Annotated in this window: 13 protein-coding genes and 1 other annotated feature; all 13 genes read right to left on the bottom strand. The window is 41.5% G+C overall.

Features of this window, described 5'->3' with window-relative positions; all coding sequences use genetic code 11:
* Positions 1-47: 47 nt before the first annotated feature.
* Positions 48-1292, bottom strand: a complete 1245-nt coding sequence (locus NQ488_07060) for a glutamate-5-semialdehyde dehydrogenase (protein UWN97051.1) — start codon at positions 1290-1292, stop codon at positions 48-50.
* A 2-nt stretch (positions 1293-1294) separates the two neighbouring features.
* Positions 1295-1891: a 5-formyltetrahydrofolate cyclo-ligase gene (locus tag NQ488_07055; GenBank protein ID UWN97050.1), complete on the bottom strand. Its 597-nt coding sequence runs from the start codon at positions 1889-1891 to the stop codon at positions 1295-1297.
* Positions 1875-2129, bottom strand: coding sequence for a DUF896 domain-containing protein (locus NQ488_07050; protein UWN97049.1), 255 nt, complete (start codon positions 2127-2129; stop codon positions 1875-1877). The genes NQ488_07055 and NQ488_07050 overlap by 17 nt, the downstream gene beginning before the upstream one ends.
* 68 nt (positions 2130-2197) lie before the next feature.
* Positions 2198-3382: a hypothetical protein gene (locus tag NQ488_07045; GenBank protein UWN97048.1), complete on the bottom strand. Its 1185-nt coding sequence runs from the start codon at positions 3380-3382 to the stop codon at positions 2198-2200.
* Positions 3383-3397: 15 nt separating this feature from the next.
* The gene (gene proB / locus NQ488_07040) at positions 3398-4249 is read right to left on the bottom strand and encodes a glutamate 5-kinase (GenBank protein UWN97047.1); all 852 of its coding nucleotides are present in this window, start codon (positions 4247-4249) and stop codon (positions 3398-3400) included.
* A 62-nt stretch (positions 4250-4311) separates the two neighbouring features.
* A complete protein-coding gene (locus tag NQ488_07035) occupies positions 4312-5967 on the bottom strand; it encodes an FAD-dependent oxidoreductase (GenBank protein ID UWN97046.1) in 1656 nt (551 codons plus the stop codon).
* Positions 5967-7295, bottom strand: a complete 1329-nt coding sequence (locus tag NQ488_07030; protein ID UWN97045.1) for an NAD(P)/FAD-dependent oxidoreductase — start codon at positions 7293-7295, stop codon at positions 5967-5969. Before NQ488_07030 ends, NQ488_07035 begins: the two co-directional genes overlap by 1 nt.
* A gap of 105 nt (positions 7296-7400) precedes the next feature.
* The gene (gltA, locus tag NQ488_07025; GenBank protein ID UWN97044.1) at positions 7401-8786 is read right to left on the bottom strand and encodes an NADPH-dependent glutamate synthase; all 1386 of its coding nucleotides are present in this window, start codon (positions 8784-8786) and stop codon (positions 7401-7403) included.
* A gap of 48 nt (positions 8787-8834) precedes the next feature.
* Positions 8835-9716, bottom strand: coding sequence for a sulfide/dihydroorotate dehydrogenase-like FAD/NAD-binding protein (locus NQ488_07020; GenBank protein UWN97043.1), 882 nt, complete (start codon positions 9714-9716; stop codon positions 8835-8837).
* Between the two features lie 61 nt (positions 9717-9777).
* On the bottom strand, positions 9778-11382 hold the full coding sequence (locus NQ488_07015) for a chitobiase/beta-hexosaminidase C-terminal domain-containing protein (protein UWN97042.1): 1605 nt from the start codon (positions 11380-11382) through the stop codon (positions 9778-9780).
* Between the two features lie 245 nt (positions 11383-11627).
* Positions 11628-15593: an Ig-like domain-containing protein gene (locus NQ488_07010; GenBank protein UWN97041.1), complete on the bottom strand. Its 3966-nt coding sequence runs from the start codon at positions 15591-15593 to the stop codon at positions 11628-11630.
* Between the two features lie 233 nt (positions 15594-15826).
* Complete coding sequence (gene aspS, locus NQ488_07005) at positions 15827-17572, bottom strand: aspartate--tRNA ligase (GenBank protein ID UWN97040.1); 1746 nt, start codon at positions 17570-17572, stop codon at positions 15827-15829.
* Positions 17573-17656: 84 nt separating this feature from the next.
* Positions 17657-17917 (bottom strand) — a binding site (T-box leader).
* Positions 17918-18025: 108 nt separating this feature from the next.
* Positions 18026-18985 (bottom strand): bifunctional 4-hydroxy-2-oxoglutarate aldolase/2-dehydro-3-deoxy-phosphogluconate aldolase, encoded by a 960-nt coding sequence (locus tag NQ488_07000; GenBank protein UWN97039.1) that lies wholly within the window; start codon positions 18983-18985, stop codon positions 18026-18028.
* Positions 18986-19138 lie beyond the last annotated feature (153 nt).

The following is a 19138-nucleotide window of genomic DNA, read 5'->3' as shown; positions in this document are numbered from 1 at the left end:
TGAAGTTCCCCCTTCCGTACATTACATCATATATGCAGATTATTAAATTAGCGTATCTGACCGCTGCCGTATATAATATACTTCCGGGTCGTAAGTGCCTTAAGCCCCATAGGACCTCTGGCGTGAAGCTTCTGTGTACTTATCCCGATCTCAGCGCCGAATCCGAATTCAAATCCGTCTGTAAATCTTGTTGAGGCATTAACATATACAGCCGCCGCATCTATCTCATTCAGAAATTTCTGCGAATTATTATAATCATTTGTTATGATTGACTCTGAATGACCGGTATTGTAACGGTTAATGTGCTCAATTGCCTCATCTATACTGTCAACGGTCTTTATTGATATTATATAATCAAGATATTCGCGTCCCCAGTCTTCTTCGGATGCAGGTATAAGACGTGCGTCAATGGCACATGCCCTGTCATCACCACGCATCTGCACATTACTTTTTGAAAGTATGTCTGCTATTGCTGGTATAGCCACAGGAGCTGCAGCTGAATGTATAACAAGTGACTCGCATGCATTGCATACGCCAATACGCTGTGTCTTGGCATTATTAATTATATTTGCTGCCATATCAATATCGGCACTTTGATCAACATAGATGTGACAATTGCCGGTACCTGTCTCTATTACAGGGACAGTGCTGTTATTGACTACATTTTTAATAAGTCCTGCACCGCCTCTTGGAATTATGACATCAACATAATCATTCATCTTCATCAGCCTGTTGACAGATTCGTGTGTTGTATCTGTTATAAGCTGTATAGTATCTGCACATCCACCCATGCTTTCAATGGCATCACGTATGACTTTTACAATAGCCTTGTTGGATAATATTGAATCACTTCCACCCCTTAATATAACAGCATTACCGGCTTTAAAGCAAAGGCCGAATGCATCAGCAGTCACATTAGGTCTTGACTCATATATTATTGCAATAACTCCGAGCGGCACAGTCATTTGTCCAATCTGAAGGCCATTAGGCCGTCTCTTCATAGATGTAACTTCACCAATAGGATCTTCAAGGTCAACAACCTGAAGCAGACCTTCTGTCATTCCGTCAATACGCTTCATTGTAAGCTGAAGACGGTCAAGCATTGCAGGAGACATTCCGTTGGCCTTTGCAATATCGTAATCTTTGTTATTCTCACTGATTATATATTCAGCATTATCTTTAATCTGCATTGCAACATGCTTTAATATTGCATTCTTTTCGTTAGTGCCCAGGCTCCCAATCCATCTGGATGCTTCTTTTGCTTTAATACCGATGCTTTCTAATTCGTCCATTATTACCTCCGCTCAATAACCCGCTTTTCTGTGACAATGATATCAGGTTTTATGTCTGTTACTTCAACATCCGGGCAGCTGTCAATTATCTGACAGTCAAATGCAACCGCAACCTTCAGCATGTCAGGATGCATGGCCAGGTATGTATCATAGAATCCTCCACCATATCCTATCCGGTTACAATCTGCATCAAATGCAAGTCCCGGTACTATCATAAGTGCTTCTCTATCCGGCACATTATCCGGAAATTTTGTAGCTGAGGCCACAGGTTCAGGTATTCCGTATGCTCCGGGGACAAGTCCGGTTGACATATCATGAATCTCATAAAAGTTCATAATATGATTACCTTCTACTCTTGGGACATATATGTGTTTTCCGTTACAATGAAGTGCTTCATCAATAAATCTGAGTGTGCTGACTTCACTGCTATAGCTGACGTAGCATAATATATGCGTCTTTTCTGCCAGCCCGGTGATATGTGATATTCTGTTAAAAATGGTCTGCTGCGCCATATCTGAATATTCCTGAGGTATCGCATTGCGGATCTTTTTGATGTACTTTCTTATATCAGACTTATCACTGTTAATTGCCTTTTTCAAATGCTTCTTCTGCCTCTTTTTTCATTTTTTCTTCATGGCGTTCTTTTACATCAATAATGCTTCCGTCGGGATTCTGAATCTTAATTGTCTCAAGAGTTCCTCGCAGATTATCACGGAAAGCTGTAACGTAAGCTTTCCTTAAGGCTTTCTGTTCTAAAGCCTCATCTTCTGTAAGTCCTTCTGCCTTGGACTTGCGGTATAACTCGTTGATTCTGTCTATGTCTTTTTGTGTTATCATATATCAGTTCTCCATTTATTTTTGTATAAGAATGTATATGTTGTACGGCTATGAAGACAGGTCAGATGCTAACCGCAGAATATGAGCAGATTATCATCCGTGGTAACCACACAGCCCTGACAGCACGCTTTTTCACTAAGAACATATCTGTCTGTATCAGGAAAACGATAGACAAGAATATAATCAGATTCCTTGAGAAAAAGCTTTTTGTCTGTGTGACGTGACACAACTATTATATCATTCATTATATATATCACTTTGTATTCACTGCCAAGTTTCCATTCACATTTCTGTGTATCAAGATTAACAAAACGGGTGTATCGGTCATCTGTCTGCAGTGAGTATAATGTATCATTTATAAGATATATCTGCCATTCTTCAAATACACGGACAGAATCATTTACACGTACTCTCGTTACGCCGCCTGAGTAATCAAATGCGATAATCTCTTCCTTCTGGCTTGACAATTCAACTTTTGAATAGATGACGCATCCATTCATTACTTTCATGTGGGGAATCGTTGTATCATCACTGTTTTCGTCAAGTATATCTATAGCCATCTGTTCTTTTTTCAGAACCAGGTCAGATAAAAACTGTCTGAAATTAACAGTTCCGATTATCTCACGTTCATTGCATTTGTCATCATGAACTCCGTAGAGCTTATACTCCAGATTGGATATTCCTATCTTAATTGCACATATATTGCCATCAAGCGGTATAATCGATTCTATACCTGATGCTGATAATACAGGATCTGATATCTGCGTTCTCCGGCCCGTTGATATACTGTAAAGATAGATATCTTCCATCTTGGTGCATGATGTGTCTGACCTGGATGATACTTCATGCTGTGTCTGTACTATCAGATATTCTTCGTCAGCAACTATGACTTTGATTTTCTTGTGAACCAGCTCTGACAGAAAATAATTCTGTGAATGTATCGGGACACCTTCGCCACTTCTTATATCGTATCGTATAATATCAACAGTAACTCCATCTGATGAATTGCGTACTGCTGTCGTAAAGTAAATATAATCGTGTGTACCCGTTACATCCGTGAACTGATATATGTCGAATTTGTCGGTGCCGGGCATGATTTCCTGCTTGGCATTACTGTCTACATCTACAAGCATATACTGCATGCCTGTGAACTCATTAAGACGGTAGCCTGCATCTGAAATCATAAGCACCATACTGTCTTCGACCGGTATGCATTTGTCGCCGTTGTAATTGCGAATCAGCTTAATATCCACGCATTAACTCCAATCTTATTCTATCATTTTAAGCAGGTCAAAACTGTCTTTCTTATCTGAATGGAACAATGTTCCGACATTGCCGCCATGAATAATCTTCTCAATATTGCCAATATTGTCCGCATTGGTTATAACCATGTCTGCACCCGAATATGTAGCAATCTTGGCAGCAACGAGCTTTGCAGACATGCCGCCTGTGCCTACTGAACTGCCTGAAGATGACTTGCCCATTGTAAACAGACTGTCATCGACTTTGTCAATCTCTTCTATGAACTTTGCATCTTTATTGACTTTTGGGTCGTCTGTATATAATCCGTCGATATCTGAGAGGAGTATAAGAAGGTCAGCGCCTATAAGATAAGATACAATTGCTGACAGCCTGTCATTATCACCGAATGTCTGTACATGCTGAATCTCGTCAGTTGACACGGTATCATTCTCGTTAACAACCGGAATTACTCCGAGACTGAGAAGTTCTTTGAATGTATTCTCTGCATTCTGACGGCTTACTCCGTTAATTATTGAATATTTTGTCATAAGTACCTGTGCAGTAATCTGGCTGTATTCCGCAAATATCTTCTGGTATACCATCATAAGGCGCGCCTGTCCTATCGCAGCACAAGCCTGTTTAACCGGAAGTTCATCCGGACGTTCATTAAGGCCTATCGCCATTCTGCCAACAGCAATTGCACCCGAAGATACAAGAACGACATCTTTGCCTGAATTGCGGATATCGCAAAGTATTCTTATAAGCTTTTCTATCTTAACAAGATCAAGCTTGCCTGTCTCGGGATGCATTAGTGATGATGATCCTATCTTAACAACTATTCTCTTTCTGTCTTTTAAAGATTCCCTGTAAGTACTCATTGTAAGCTCCATTATGCAAAATTTTACGAAAACCATTATAACACAATTACTTAATCAAGTCACTATATTCTTATTTTGGAATAGATACTTAGAGCGCATTTTTCAGCAACTTTTATTCCGTCCATTGCTGCCGAAGTTATGCCGCCTGCGTAACCTGCGCCTTCTCCGCATGGATATATACCGTGTATATTAGACTCAAACGTGTCGTTATTGCGGATGATTCTCAATGGACTCGAAGTCCTGCTCTCAACACCGGATACAACGGCATCCGCCATGTCGTATCCGTGTATGGAACGTGCAAAAGCCGGAATGCTCTCTGCAATTGAATCACCGACAAAAGCCGGTAGCACTTTGCGGACATTGGCAAGTCTGTAACAGCCTTTTATATTAGGAGTAACACTTCCCAGCTCAGTAGATTCAACATTACTGATAAAATCTCCGAGAAGCTGCACAGGTACCAATCCTCCTCCTGCTTCATAAGCAGCGCGTTCAAGATTTCTCTGGAATTCAACGCCATCAAGAGGTGACAGTTCATGACCGGGAAATCTGTAATCATCAGGCGTCACGGTTACGATAATCGCACTGTTGGCATTGCTGCTGTCACGTCCCGAATAGCTCATGCCGTTGACTGCAGTCATGCCATCTTCTGAGGATGCATTCACAACATATCCTCCCGGGCACATGCAGAAAGAATACACTCCGCGCCCTTTGTCAGTCTGATGTGTGAGTTTGTAGTCAGCCGCCGGAAGTCTGTAGCCGGTATCTCCATAGGCATTATGGTCGATAAGGCTCTGTGGATGTTCTATCCTGACGCCTACCGCAAATGCTTTCGGAATCATGACAATATTGCGCTCATACAGCATTCTGAATGTATCGCGTGAACTGTGTCCGAGTGCAATTATCAGATGATCGGTATCTATACGCTCACACTGCCCCGTACGTACGTTGCGTGTACTGACGGAGCTGAGATATCCGTCGGCACATTCAAAATTCTCAAAAAATGTATTAAAACGCACTTCCCCGCCAAGGCGTATTATCTCTTCACGGATGTTACGGACTACCCTGCATAGTACATCGGTGCCGATATGCGGCTTGTTTACATATGTTACCGATTCATCGGCACCCATATCCGCAAATGTTTTAAGAACTTCTTTCATTCTGTGTCCGGCGTCTTTTACTGAAGTATTAAGTTTGCCGTCTGAGAATGTACCGGCACCGCCCTCACCAAACTGAACATTGGATTCTGTGTCAAGTCTGCCGGATGCCCAGAACTCTTCAACTGTTTTCTGACGTTCTTCAACAGCCTGCCCGCGTTCAAGAATAATCGGTTTCAACCCGCAGCGTGCAAGCATAAGGCCTGCAAACATTCCGGCCGGTCCAAATCCGGCAATGACGGGTCTTTTGTATCCGGCTCCTGTAAAGTCATCCTGTGTAAGCGGGAATACATACTCTGCTTCATCAGCAGCCGTAATGTCTGTCTGTCCGCGTCTTTTGGCTGCGCGTGCAAGAATTGCCTGTTCGTCTTTCTTTTTTTTGAGTTCAGCGTTGACTGAATATATGTAAAATATGTCAGGGTGGCGCCTTGCATCGATAGAACGCCTTGCTATTGTTATTGCTGCTATATCATGTATGTCTTTGTGAAGCTGTTTTGCCACAGCATTATAAAGAGCTCTTTCATCATGTCCTGGCCTAAGACGTATATTGTTAATTCTAATCACTACTGATTCCGCCTTTCTGTTCGCAGTTGGTCCTGTGCAGCCATTATTCCTGCAAGATGTCCTGAACTCCACGCCCATTGAAGATTATATCCTCCGCATATCCCATCAACATCAAGTATCTCTCCGCAAAAATATATTCCATGTGCGAGCTTTGATTCGAGAGTACGTCCGTTGACATCTTCAAGACTGACACCACCAATGCAGATCTGCGCATTTTCAAATGATTTGTATCCGGTAAGCTGCATCCGGAATTCCTTTATAAGATGCGATATTACGTTAATATCCCTTTCATTGCAATTGCATGCCAAAAAGCGGTACTTTATTCCAAGGCTGTCCAGCATCGCTTTTGCAAGCTTCATGTTCAACATTCCCGCAATTGCATCAAGCAGTGTGCTTTGAGAATTATGGGCAGCTGATGCACGGATAAAAGCATTAATATGTTCTGTTGTCATGTCAGGCAGCAGATCTATACATGCAGTTACCTCCCTGCCTTCAGACAAAGCTCTGACAGCGTGTCTGCTTACCTGAAACACGGGTATTCCGGAACATCCGTAATCAGTGAACTGTATCTCACCTCTGGCTTTGGCAGTCACGCCGGAATCAGATTCAAGCCGTATAGCGGCATCCTGCCTCACACCTGCAATATTTTTGCATAGCTGGCAGGATGATTCAAGCTGTACAAGTGCCGGAAGAGGACGGATTATACGATGACCAAGCTGCCTGGCAAGCCTGTATCCGCTCCCATCGGAGCCTGACTTGGGTGAAGCCTTGGAACCGGCAGCAATTATTACTTTTGAAGCTCTTATGCTGCGCAATTCATCATTAAGCTTGTAGCTTACTTCCCATAAACCGGCAGAGCCACTATCTCCCGCAGCAGATATTCCTGTGACATCAGCCTCATATATAATAACAACACCAAGCCGTTGTGCTTCTCTTGTCAGAGAATCAGCAACTGTAGAAGCCTGATCTGAGTGGGGATAGACATATCCAGCAGCCGGATTGGCGTCTTTTGAACTCATAGACCGTATCCTGGTAAGCACACCGATTGTATTAAAAAATTCTATAGTATTATCGGGAGTAAATTCCCTGATTATATTCATTACAAAATCTGTATTATCATTCTGATAGCATTTTGGATTAATATAAGTATTAGTCAGATTACATCTTCCATTGCCGGTCTGGAGTATCTTGCGCCCGGCACGATCATTATGTTCAAGCAGTATAACATCAGTGGATGAAGCAGTCTCACGCAATCTGCCTGCAGCTGATATTGCGGCCATAAGACCTGATGCACCCGCACCTATTACAACAATATGGTTTGTATACATTATAAATAATTCCTGTCTGTAAAAATATATCCATGAAATAAAAACATCATTCAATGAAACGAAAAAAGGGATGTACCCATATACGGATACACCCCGCAATTAAAATTACTTATTTGAAAGATATTCGTGAATACCCTTGGCAGCAGCTTTACCTGCACCCATGGCAAGTATTACTGTGGCGGCACCTGTAACTGCATCACCGCCGGCGAATACGCCTTCCTTACTTGTCCTTCCGAATTCTTCGTCAGCAACTATACATGCTCTCTTATTAGTCTCAAGTCCCTTAGTTGTTGATGAAATCAACGGGTTAGGTGATGTACCGAGTGCCATGATTACTGTATCAAGGTCAAGCTCGAATTCTGAGCCTTCAATCTCGACAGGTCTTCTTCTTCCTGATGCATCAGGCTCACCAAGCTCCATTCTTATACACTTCATGCCTTTAACCCAGCCGTTCTCGTCAACAAGAATCTCTGTAGGATTAGTAAGAAGATCAAATACAATACCCTCTTCCTTAGCGTGATGTACTTCTTCTGCTCTTGCAGGAAGCTCGGCTTCACTTCTTCTGTATACAATATGTACTTCTGCACCAAGTCTTAATGCTGTTCTTGCTGCATCCATGGCAACATTACCACCGCCTACTACAGCTACCTTTGTACCGGCAGCAATAGGTGTATCATAATCTGTCTTGAATGCTTTCATAAGGTTGTTACGTGTAAGGTACTCGTTAGCAGAGAATACACCATTGGCATTCTCACCAGGAATTCCCATGAATCTTGGAAGACCTGCACCTGAACCGATAAATACAGCGTCAAATCCTTCTTCATCAAGAAGCTGGTCGATTGTTACAGACTTTCCGATTACAACATTAGTGTCAATCTCGACACCAAGGCTCTTAACATTCTCAATCTCATGCTTAACCACGGTATCCTTAGGGAGACGGAATTCAGGTATACCATATACAAGAACACCGCCGGCCTCATGGAGCGCCTCAAATATTGTTACGTCATATCCAAGCTTTGCAAGATCGCCGGCACATGTAAGTCCTGAAGGACCTGAACCTATTACAGCTACGCGCTTGCCATTCTTTGATGCTGCCTTTTCAGGCTTGATATCATTCTCGCGTGCCCAGTCAGCAACAAATCGCTCAAGCTTACCGATTGATACAGCTTCGCCTTTGATTCCTCTGATACATTTGCCTTCGCACTGGCTCTCCTGAGGGCAGACACGTCCACAGATTGCAGGAAGTGCTGAAGACTGACCGATTACCCTGTAAGCTTCCTCAATATTGCCTTCCTTGACATTATGAATAAATTCAGGAATATTAATTGATACAGGACATCCTTTTACGCACTGTGCATTCTTGCAGTTAAGACATCTTGCTGCTTCCTCCACTGCCTCTTCTTTGTTATATCCAAGGCATACTTCTTCAAAATTATGATTTCTGACATCAGGAGCCTGCTCTCTGACCGGAACTTTCTTTAATACGTCCATTTTATCCTCATTTCTGCGTTACTTTATCGCTTAATAATATTCAATCGATTAGTTGCACTGACCACAGCCGCCATGGTGTGTGTCGCCTTCCTGAGCTGCAAGCATCGCCCTGCCTTCAGCGGTCTTATACTGCTGCTGGCGCTTCATCGCCTGATCAAAATCTACCTTATGACCATCAAACTCAGGTCCGTCAACACATGCAAACTTTATTTCACCGCCAACGCTGAGACGGCATGCACCACACATTCCGGTTCCATCTACCATAATAGGATTCATGGATACAATTGTCGGAATCTCCAGCTCTTTTGTAAGGAGACATACAAACTTCATCATAATCATAGGCCCGATTGCAATACATACATCATATTTGTTACCCTGATTCTGAACAAGGTCTTTTATTACTTCTGTTACCATGCCCTTGCGCTCATAGCTTCCGTCATCGGTTGTAACATAGAGGTTACCGGCAACTTCCCTCATCTTGTCTTCAAGGATAAGGAGATCCTTTGTCTTGGAGCCAACTATTACATCAGCATCAATGCCATGCTCATGAAGCCACTTTACCTGAGGATATACAGGTGCAGTACCAACACCGCCGGCTACAAAAAGCATCTTCTTATTCTTAAGTGTCTCAAGATCTTCATGAATCCACTCACTTGACTGTCCAAGTGGACCTACAAAATCAGCAAATGAGTCACCGGTCTGAAGCTGTGACATCTTATATGTAGATGCACCTACTATCTGGAATACAATTGTGATTATTCCGTTATCTCTGTCATAATCACAGATAGTTAATGGAATTCGCTCTCCTCTCTCATCAATTTTAGCGATAATGAACTGTCCCGGCTGGCAATGCTTTGCAATTCTTGGAGCTTCAACATCCATAAGAAAAATTTTGTCTGCCAGCTTTTCAGCCTTAAGAATCTTGTACATACACAGTACTCCTTTCGTAATTTATAATAACGCCGGCCATTGCCTTAGCGTATATAACTGATTAGTATTCTGTGGCAATAAGAGTTCCGTTCTGGTCATATACCTTGTAACACTTTCCTGTAGCCACATCTATTCCAAAGTAATAAGTCTGTCTCGTTGTGACACCATTCTTTACAATGTCATAAAATGTAATATACATCTCTACATTGGCAATTGAGGTCTTTTTGTAATATGTGAACTTTGCCTGACCTCCATCGGCAGATGTACCGTCTTTGTTAAGGTCATGTCTGGCTGTCATGGCAACTTTAAGTCTGTCAACAGCCTCATCGAATGTGTACTTAGTTGATACTCCGACATTATAATTACGCTTTGTGACAGAACTGGACATATTATACTGATCTATTATTATTGCCGAGAACACAGTATTACCTTCAGGCATGCTTACTGCCTCGGTGTAGAGCGTGGAATCCCTGGTAGGTGTCTTGCCGTCGAGCGTGTAATAAGCACTTGCTCCATCGGGAATATTAGTTATCTCTATTCTGGTACCTGCATCATACGTGCCGGTTACAGGGGTTACAGCAGGCGCATCCGGCCCCTTGTAATCAACATCAAATTTAAGTTCAAGTTCGTAACTCATTGTACCGATATTATCTACAGCAACAGCCTTAACAGTAGTCTTGCCGCTTTCTATTCTTACCGGCTGTGTATATTCAGTACTTTTTGTTGTTACAGCCAGACCGTCAGTTGTGTAATAAATCTTATATGAATTCTCTGACTTAAGTTCAAGTTCAAGTACTTTATCATACTTACCTGATGCTTCAGAAGCCGATGGCATTGATACTTCATATTCTTTCAGATGCTTTTCACCATCGGTTCCTTTGTACTTTCTGAGCAGTTCGGTAAGCGCTGTGCCGTCTTTCTGATTAACGTAATACTGTGCAAGTGAAGTGAGTGCTTTCTGGTTATACTTATCGTAGGAAAGCACATCTTTCAATATGTCTACAGCCTGATCACGCTTGCCGGCTGCAATGTAGCATTCGTACATCTTAAGCTTCAGTTCTATGTTCTTACGTCCCTGAGCATCTTTGGAGGCCTTCTCCCAATAAGTCAGTGCATCGGAATAATTACCGGCATTATAAAAAGAGAGCCCTGTTGAATAATTATATTCATATGAATTCTTCTTATTACTGTTAATGACAAGTGCAATAATGAGAAAAACTATAATTGCTGCTCCAACAATTCCTGATACAAGCATTATTGCAGTCTTATTATTCTTTTTATCATTATGCTTTGGAGATTCAGGCTTTGGTGGAGTATTCCTGTCAGGGATGTTCCTGGTACTTCTGCTATTCCGGGTATTCCCGTCTGACTGATACTTAGCTGCATCCTTTATATCAGGTATAATCTGTGTCTTCGTTACATCAGGAATAACCTGCGTCTTACCAATATCAGGAATCATCTGTGTCCTGCCAAGAACATCATTGTCCGGATTCCCTGCAATATCATGATTATTATTAGTATATATATCTGTATTGACCGAGCTGCCCGCATCACGATTCACGAAGGCTCTGGCAACACTTGTCTCCTCATCTACAAGCTTTTCGACTGATTTTGCAATTTCTTCATCCAATTCATCGCTGCTGTTGAATCTGTCGTCGTTGTTCATCTGGTCCTCCCGATTAATTGTCCGCATAAATAAAAATCCCTATAAATTTTATCATAAATGCAAAAAATAATCAAATAAAACAATGCCAACCTTCAATAAAGAAGATTGGCATTGTTCTAAAATAAAATATGAGGGGGGAGATAGTAAGAATCTCTCTTAACTATCTGTAACATACTATAATGGGATTTCGTGTTCATTCTGTGTACACTTTATGAAATAAATATGAAATCACATTTTAGATTATATTAATATAATGCCCCTACATTAACAACACATGTAAGCGTCTTATTATCTACAGTTGCAGTAATTGTAGTTGTACCTCTCATTCGTGCAACTACATGACCGGTATTATCAACAGTTGCTACTCTTGGATTAGATGTTCTCCATGCTACCTGGAAACCATCAGAACCATCAACCGCGAGATCGAATATATCATATTGACCAAGGTTAATGCTTGTCTTGCTGAGTGCAAGTGCATGAACCTTACATGCTGTAGACACATTCGTTGTACCGCCATATACTACAACATCAGCAATACCAGGTCCCACTGTTGTTATTGTTCCTTCAGAATCGACAGCTACTATAGATGTATCGGTTGAGTACCAGTTAACAGATTCCGTAGTGTTAGTCGGTGTTACATAAGAACTGAGCTTACGTGTCTTACCAACGAGCATTGTTATCTCACTTGAGTTAATCTTAAGGGAACTAATCTTAACTACAGGAGATACATATACTGAACATGAACCCTTAACTTCATTACCATCTGTTGAATATGCAGTAATCCTACACTTACCAACAGCTATACCTAACACCTCACCATCTGAATCTACTGTGGCAATTGATTCGTCAGATGATTCCCATCTGAGTTCCTGTACAGTAGCATCCGCAGGTTCTACGTTAGCTTTAAGCTTATAATAATCGCCAACAAGTATTCGTACCTCTTCAGGTTCGATGGATACAGATGTTACAGGATTAACAACATTGACAATACATGTATCAGAAACACCGCTTCCATCTGCTGCGGTTGCTGTAATAACCGCAACACCCGGATACATTCCGTAAAGTGTGCCATCAACTACAGCACATACACCTGAATTAGATGAGCTCCATACAATTGCCTTGTTAGTTGCGGTATCTGAGCCTACGGTTGCCGTAAGTGTTCCTGTTGCACCAATGTTCAGATACTTATTATTCTCACTCAGCTTGATAGATGAAACATATTCCTTTACATCAATTGTTACGCTTGCCTTGAGCTGGAGCTCGTCTGTAGTAACTATAATTACACATGTACCACCCTTAACGGCTGTTACAACTCCATCCGCATCAACAGTTGCAACAGAAGTATCACTTGACTGATATGTTACTTTCTTGTTGTCTGCGTCAACAGGCTGCACATTAGGTATAATCGCATACTTAGAACCAACCCACATTGACTGGTAGTCTGAATTAAGTGTAATGCCTGTTACAGGCTGCGTTACTGTTACAACACAGTAGTCGGAAATACCTGTATCTACATTCGTAACAACAATGTTACATGTACCGCTTCCAACAGCTGTAACCTTGCCATCATTATCTACGGTACATACGTCCTTATCACTTGTTGTCCATGCACAGAGCTTATTATCGGCGTTTTCAGGAAGGCATGTGGCATTAAGCCAGAATACTGTTCCCTTACGTACTTCTATCTCCTTAGTGTTAAGTACTACCGATGTTACAGGCTGCTTTACATATATCTTACACATAGCAGTAAGGTCACTGCCATCAATTGTCTTACAGAGAATTGTCGCAAAGCCGACACCTGTCGCTTTGACAAGACCGTTAGTATCTACGGTACATACAGAAGTATCGGATGACTCCCATGATACCGTCCTCTGTGATGCGTTAAGAGGAAGAACCTCAGCTGTAATTCTTAACTGACCACCTATTGACATTATCTCATCAGTATAGTCGAGCTTAAGAGATTCGACCGGTATATTGACATAGAAGTTACAGAATGCCTGATATCCGCCATCATCTGTTGTACATATTACAGATGCATATCCGGTTCCCTTATATGTTACAAGACCATTCTTATCAACTGTAAGTACAGATGGGTCTGTTGATGACCATGTTACATTACGGTTAACTCCATCACCTGCAGGAAGTACTGTAGGAACGAGCTGGAACTGCTTCTGTGATAAAGATGCAGTTATCGAAGTCTCATTAAGAGTAACTCCGGTTACAGGTTCACGTACACTTACGGTACATGTCGCACTGTAAAGTCCGTCCTGACTGACTACCATGACTACTGCCGTACCACCTTTTTTACCGGTGATTGTAGCTGTATGCAGATTGCCATTGCCCTCTACAGTAACAATATCTGTATCTGATGAGCTCCAGAATACATTCATATTCTCAGGAGTTGATGCATTCTTGTTGAATACTACATTAAGAATTGCATTAGAACCCTTGTCAATCTGAATTGATGATGGGTCAATTGCCAGAGATGTTACTTCGATAGGCTTATCAATTACATACACGATACACGTTGCTGTCTTAGTAACATTATTGACAACCTGTGTTGCTGTTATCTCAACAATACCTGCTTTTAAACCTTTTATGGTTGTTCCGGTAACTACATTAGAACCTTCTTCCTTATAATCAGTAAGTGAAACAAGCTTGTCCTTAGGAACATCTCCGCCTGTTACAGGAGGAAGATTCTTATATGTAAATGTTACAGGAGTGTCAGGATCAGTTGTAACTGCCTTAAGTACAAAACTGTCTCCGACATAAAGAGTATGCTTGTCTTCACTTATTCCAAATGAATCAATTACATGTATTGTAATCTGTATAGTCTGCTTACCCATAAGGCTGACAAGCTCCGGGCTGTCGCCGACAAACTGGCTCTGGGCGAGTGTTGCATATACAACGTAATCACCTTCCTTGGAAGCAGAGAATACACCATTAGTTACGTTAGCCGAACTTGTATCTGTAAGTCCCCATGTAACTGCTGAAGGCTTACCGGATGTAGTAAGTGTATACGAATCATTGACATTCATTGTTACAGTCTTGTCCGCAACACCATTTGTTGTCGTAAAGCCTTCCATCCCCCATACAAAAGGCACAACAGCATAACAGTCATCCGTCGAGTTAGCCTTAAAGAAATTGGAACCGCTTACGTCAGTTGATGAAAGACCGGCTGTAATCTTAGAGATACCTGCATACTTACCTTTAATCATGTTGTATACACTCTTGTCCGGATCAACAAGAGTTGCAGTGTCTGTATTATATGAATTCCATCTGATACCGTACTGCTTAGGAGTACCGTTAGATGAAGCGTTCGTCATAAGGGCATATGAAGAATTGATATCAGGTATTACGCAATACTTCTTACCATCTGTTGTCTTATTAATTGTAAGGAAGTTACCCTCTGCAGCTGCTGGTGTTCCTTCCTGGAACAATACCTTAGTATTAATCTGATACTCATTCATAAGTCTGTCGACCTTCTGTGCATCAGTATTCTTAAGGTAGTCATCCGTACATGCCTGAATCTTATATACACCTGACTTATTAATAGTAATTGATATTGTCTTATAGTCAACTGTTGATACAACAACATCGGTACCAAGACCATTAGTATTAATAAGTTCAGTTCCGTCATATCTGTAAACAACAACGCGTAAAGCATTGGATTCAGCAACATTACTGCTTGTAAGGGTAAATGTCGTTCCGGCACTGTATATATTATTATCATTAGTTGCAGCGCCGCTTGTCGATTCCTTAAGAGTTGACTTAAGTGGTACATACACACCCTGTGATGCAGTCTGTGTGGCAGAACCATCTTTTGGAGTAAATGTCACATTAACATTGGCAAAACCGGCAGCCTTTGCTGTTACGTCAGCCTGGAACTTCATGTTAGATGATGTATCAGGGACAACAGATATAAGAGTTGATCTGTCAGTGTCCCATGAGAACTGGTCCTTTGTAACATCACCGCCAACCGTAAGGCCTGATACTTCAGCATTGAATGTGTACTTATTGCCTTCATCACCAATATTGTAGAAACCATTCTTACTGAGTTCCAGATTCGCACATTTAATTGCTACCGATACGGCAAGGACATGCGCAACGCCGATGCCTATCCCCACTACAGCAAGCATCGCAACAAAAATTGCTGCTTTTTTGTACTTATTAAGCATGTGCTTTAACTTTCTTACGTTAATCTTGTTCATTATATACCCTCATTTCCGCACTAAAACGCGCAAATATACATAATTTCATTAATATCTTAATATTATACTAACATGCGGAAAATTTCAATATTTTTTCACAAATCTTTCCTTAATCTTTCCTTAAATCATACAAAACGTAAAACAAGCCGGAACAATCATGCAGCATGTGCTCCGGCCTGTTTTGAAATTATATGTTTTAACGAACAGAATCTGTTAATAACAATACACTAAGATTAGTCTCTTACCTTAATGTGTGCTTCACGAAGCTGTTTCTCAGATACTTCGTTAGGTGCGCCTGTCATAAGATCCTGTGCAGTACTGTTCATTGGGAATGCAATAACCTCTCTGATATTCTCTTCATTGCGAAGAAGCATAATCATACGGTCAACACCCGGAGCCATACCTGCATGCGGCGGTGCTCCGAACTGGAATGCATTGTAGAGCGCCCCGAACTTAGCCTTAAGAGTCTCCTCATCATATCCTGCAATCTCAAATGCCTTAACCATGATGTCAATATCGTGATTTCTTACAGCACCTGATGAGAGCTCAATTCCGTTACATACGATATCATACTGGTATGCAAGAATATCAAGAGGATTCTTTGTGTTAAGTGCTTCAAGACCGCCCTGTGGCATTGAGAACGGATTATGTGTGAATCCAATCTGCTTAGTCTCCTCGTCGAGCTCATACATTGGGAAGTCATTAACATAGCAGAAACGGTATGCATTCTTCTCAATAAGGTCAAGTCTTGCACCGAGTTCATTACGAATCTGGCCAGCATACTTTGAAGCAGCTTCTTCCGTATCAGCAATGAAAAAGATAACATCTCCGCTTACAAGACCGGCCTGCTGTGCAAGTTCAGCCTTCATATCGTCAGGGATAAACTTATCGATAGGTCCCTTGTATGACATATCCTCATTAACCTCGAGGTATCCAAGTCCTTTCATACCGATTGACTGGGCGAACTTAAGAAGTTTCTCATGGAATCCCTTAGAAAGGTTAGCATGAACCTTAAGTGCTCTTACAGTCTTGCCATGGAAAGGCTTGAATGTACATCTCTGGAAGAATTCAGTAACATCGATTATCCTAAGCGGGTTACGAAGGTCAGGCTTATCAGAACCGAACTCAAGCATAGCCTGCTTATAGCTTATGATTGGGAATGGAGCCTTGGTAACTTCATATCCTTCAGGTGCAAACTTTTCAAATGTTGATGTGAGAACCTCTTCACCTACTGCAAATACATCTTCCTGTGTGGCAAAACTCATCTCAAAGTCAAGCTGATAAAACTCACCCGGTGAACGGTCAGCTCTTGCATCCTCATCTCTGAAACATGGTGCGATCTGGAAATATTTATCAAAGCCTGATGCCATAAGGAGCTGCTTGAACTGCTGCGGAGCCTGTGGAAGCGCATAGAACTTGCCCTTATGGACACGTGAAGGCACAATGTAGTCTCTTGCACCCTCAGGTGATGATGCGCAAAGAATTGGAGTCTGTATCTCTACAAATCCCATATCATTCATCTTCTGTCTGAGGTATGTGATTACATTGGAACGGAAAAGAATATTATCCTTAACCTTCTGATTCCTAAGATCAAGATAACGATACTTAAGCCTTACATCCTCTCTGATTTCCTTGGATGTAGGAACCTCAAACGGAAGGTCTCTGTATACCTTGCCAAGAATATTAACTTCATGAGCTTCAAGCTCTACTGTACCCGTTGCAATCTTAGGGTTATAGGTCTCCTCATCTCGCTGCATTATTACACCTGCAACGCTGATACACTGCTCTTTTCTGATTCCTTTAAGAAGCTGTGTATCTCTGAATACAACCTGGACAACACCATACATATCACGCAAATCAACAAATGAAACTCCGCCGTGGTCACGTATATTCTCGACCCAGCCAGCAAGCTTCATCTCCTTGCCGATATCATTCTCACTTACCTGATTCATGGTCTTACTGCGATATAAGTCTGACATCTCTTCCTCCTTATTATAGTGCATCTGCATACATGCACGTTATTAAAATAAATAATAATAAAAAAACTGCCCAGCCTGAGCAAAACTCAGGACGAACAGTTAAATATCCGCGGTACCACCTGACTTACTGCCAGATTATTCTGACAGCCACCTTCATGACCTGTCCTGTAACGTAAAACACACGGCGCACCTAATTGCAGGATTATAATTCCTTATAATCTGATAAAGCTTTCAGATTGCAGCTGCTGAAGTGTTATTCATCCCAGTTCACTCTGCCGGACTCCCACCGCCACCGGCTCGCTGTAAGCGATAACTGAAACTACTTCTCTTCGTCATAGCTTTGTGCAACATTCTATAACAGCGTAGCAGATTTGTCAATATTAAAAATGGTTCCGGGTACAGAATAAACCATGTCCGGAACCATCCCAAAAATCATTATTATCCTGAAAATAATTACTTCTGTACAAGGTGAATAGCAAATCCGCCAAACTCGCCCTTGAAGTAGATTGCCTTAAGTCTTCCTTCCTTAATAACGGCTGAATCCTTATCAATCTCAAAGCCTCTCTTCTCAAGGTGATATACGGCTCTCTCAATATAGTTGGTAGCAATTGCAATATGTCCGTGTGTTCCGCGTCCCTGCTTCTTCATGAGTTCAAAGCCTGTACCAGAGAATACTGAGCTGTTACCAACCTTCTTCTCGAAGCTGAACATCTTGTTAAATGTATCAGCAAGCTCTTCTGCTTCTTCTCCGCTTGTAAGGTTGACACCTACATGTCTTACTTCAAATCCGAGCATTGTATCTACAGCCTGTGTTGTAAGATTCTTAATTCCTTCAAAATCACCTGCAGCAACCATGTCCTTTTTAACCATCCATGAACCGCCACAGCATACAATCTTATTAAAGTCAAGATATGACTTAAGATTATCTGCATTAATTCCGCCTGTAGGCATGAACTTCATATTAGTATATGGAGCAGACATTGCCTTAATCATCTTAAGACCACCTGCTGCTTCTGCAGGGAAGAACTTAACGACATCGAGACCAAGCTCAATAGCAGTCTCAACATCTGAAGGATTGCTTGTGCCGGGAACAATAGGATATCCCTTGTCGATACAGTGCTTAACAACCTTTGGATTAAGGCCTGGGCTTACGATAAACTTAGCACCTGCATTCATTGCTCTGTCAGCCTGCTCAGGAGTGAGGACAGTACCTGCACCTACGATAAGTTCAGGGAACTTATCTGCCATTATTCTGATTGACTCTTCTGCAGCAGCTGTTCTGAATGTAACCTCTGCACATGGAAGTCCGCCTTCAATAAGTGCCTTTGCAAGTGGCTCAGCATCCTTTGCGTCATCAAGTGCAATTACAGGAACGATACCAATTTTACCAAGTTCTTCAATTACTTTGTTCATTATACGTTCTCCTTAAATTTATTAATAAAAATTACTATTAAATATTATAGGACTGCGGTAATATTTTGTCAAACATTGTTCAAAAAATGATGGATTAAATTTAATTAGTATGATAGAATAAATAAGTAATAAAATTTTTGGAGGTATCTAAAA

The organism is [Bacteroides] pectinophilus (genome assembly GCA_025146925.1).
In the GTDB taxonomy this organism is placed as follows: Bacteria; Bacillota; Clostridia; order Lachnospirales; family Lachnospiraceae; genus Bacteroides_F; species Bacteroides_F pectinophilus.
The sequence above is the reverse complement of the archived record's forward strand: the minus strand, read 5'-3'. Positions and strand labels throughout refer to the sequence as shown.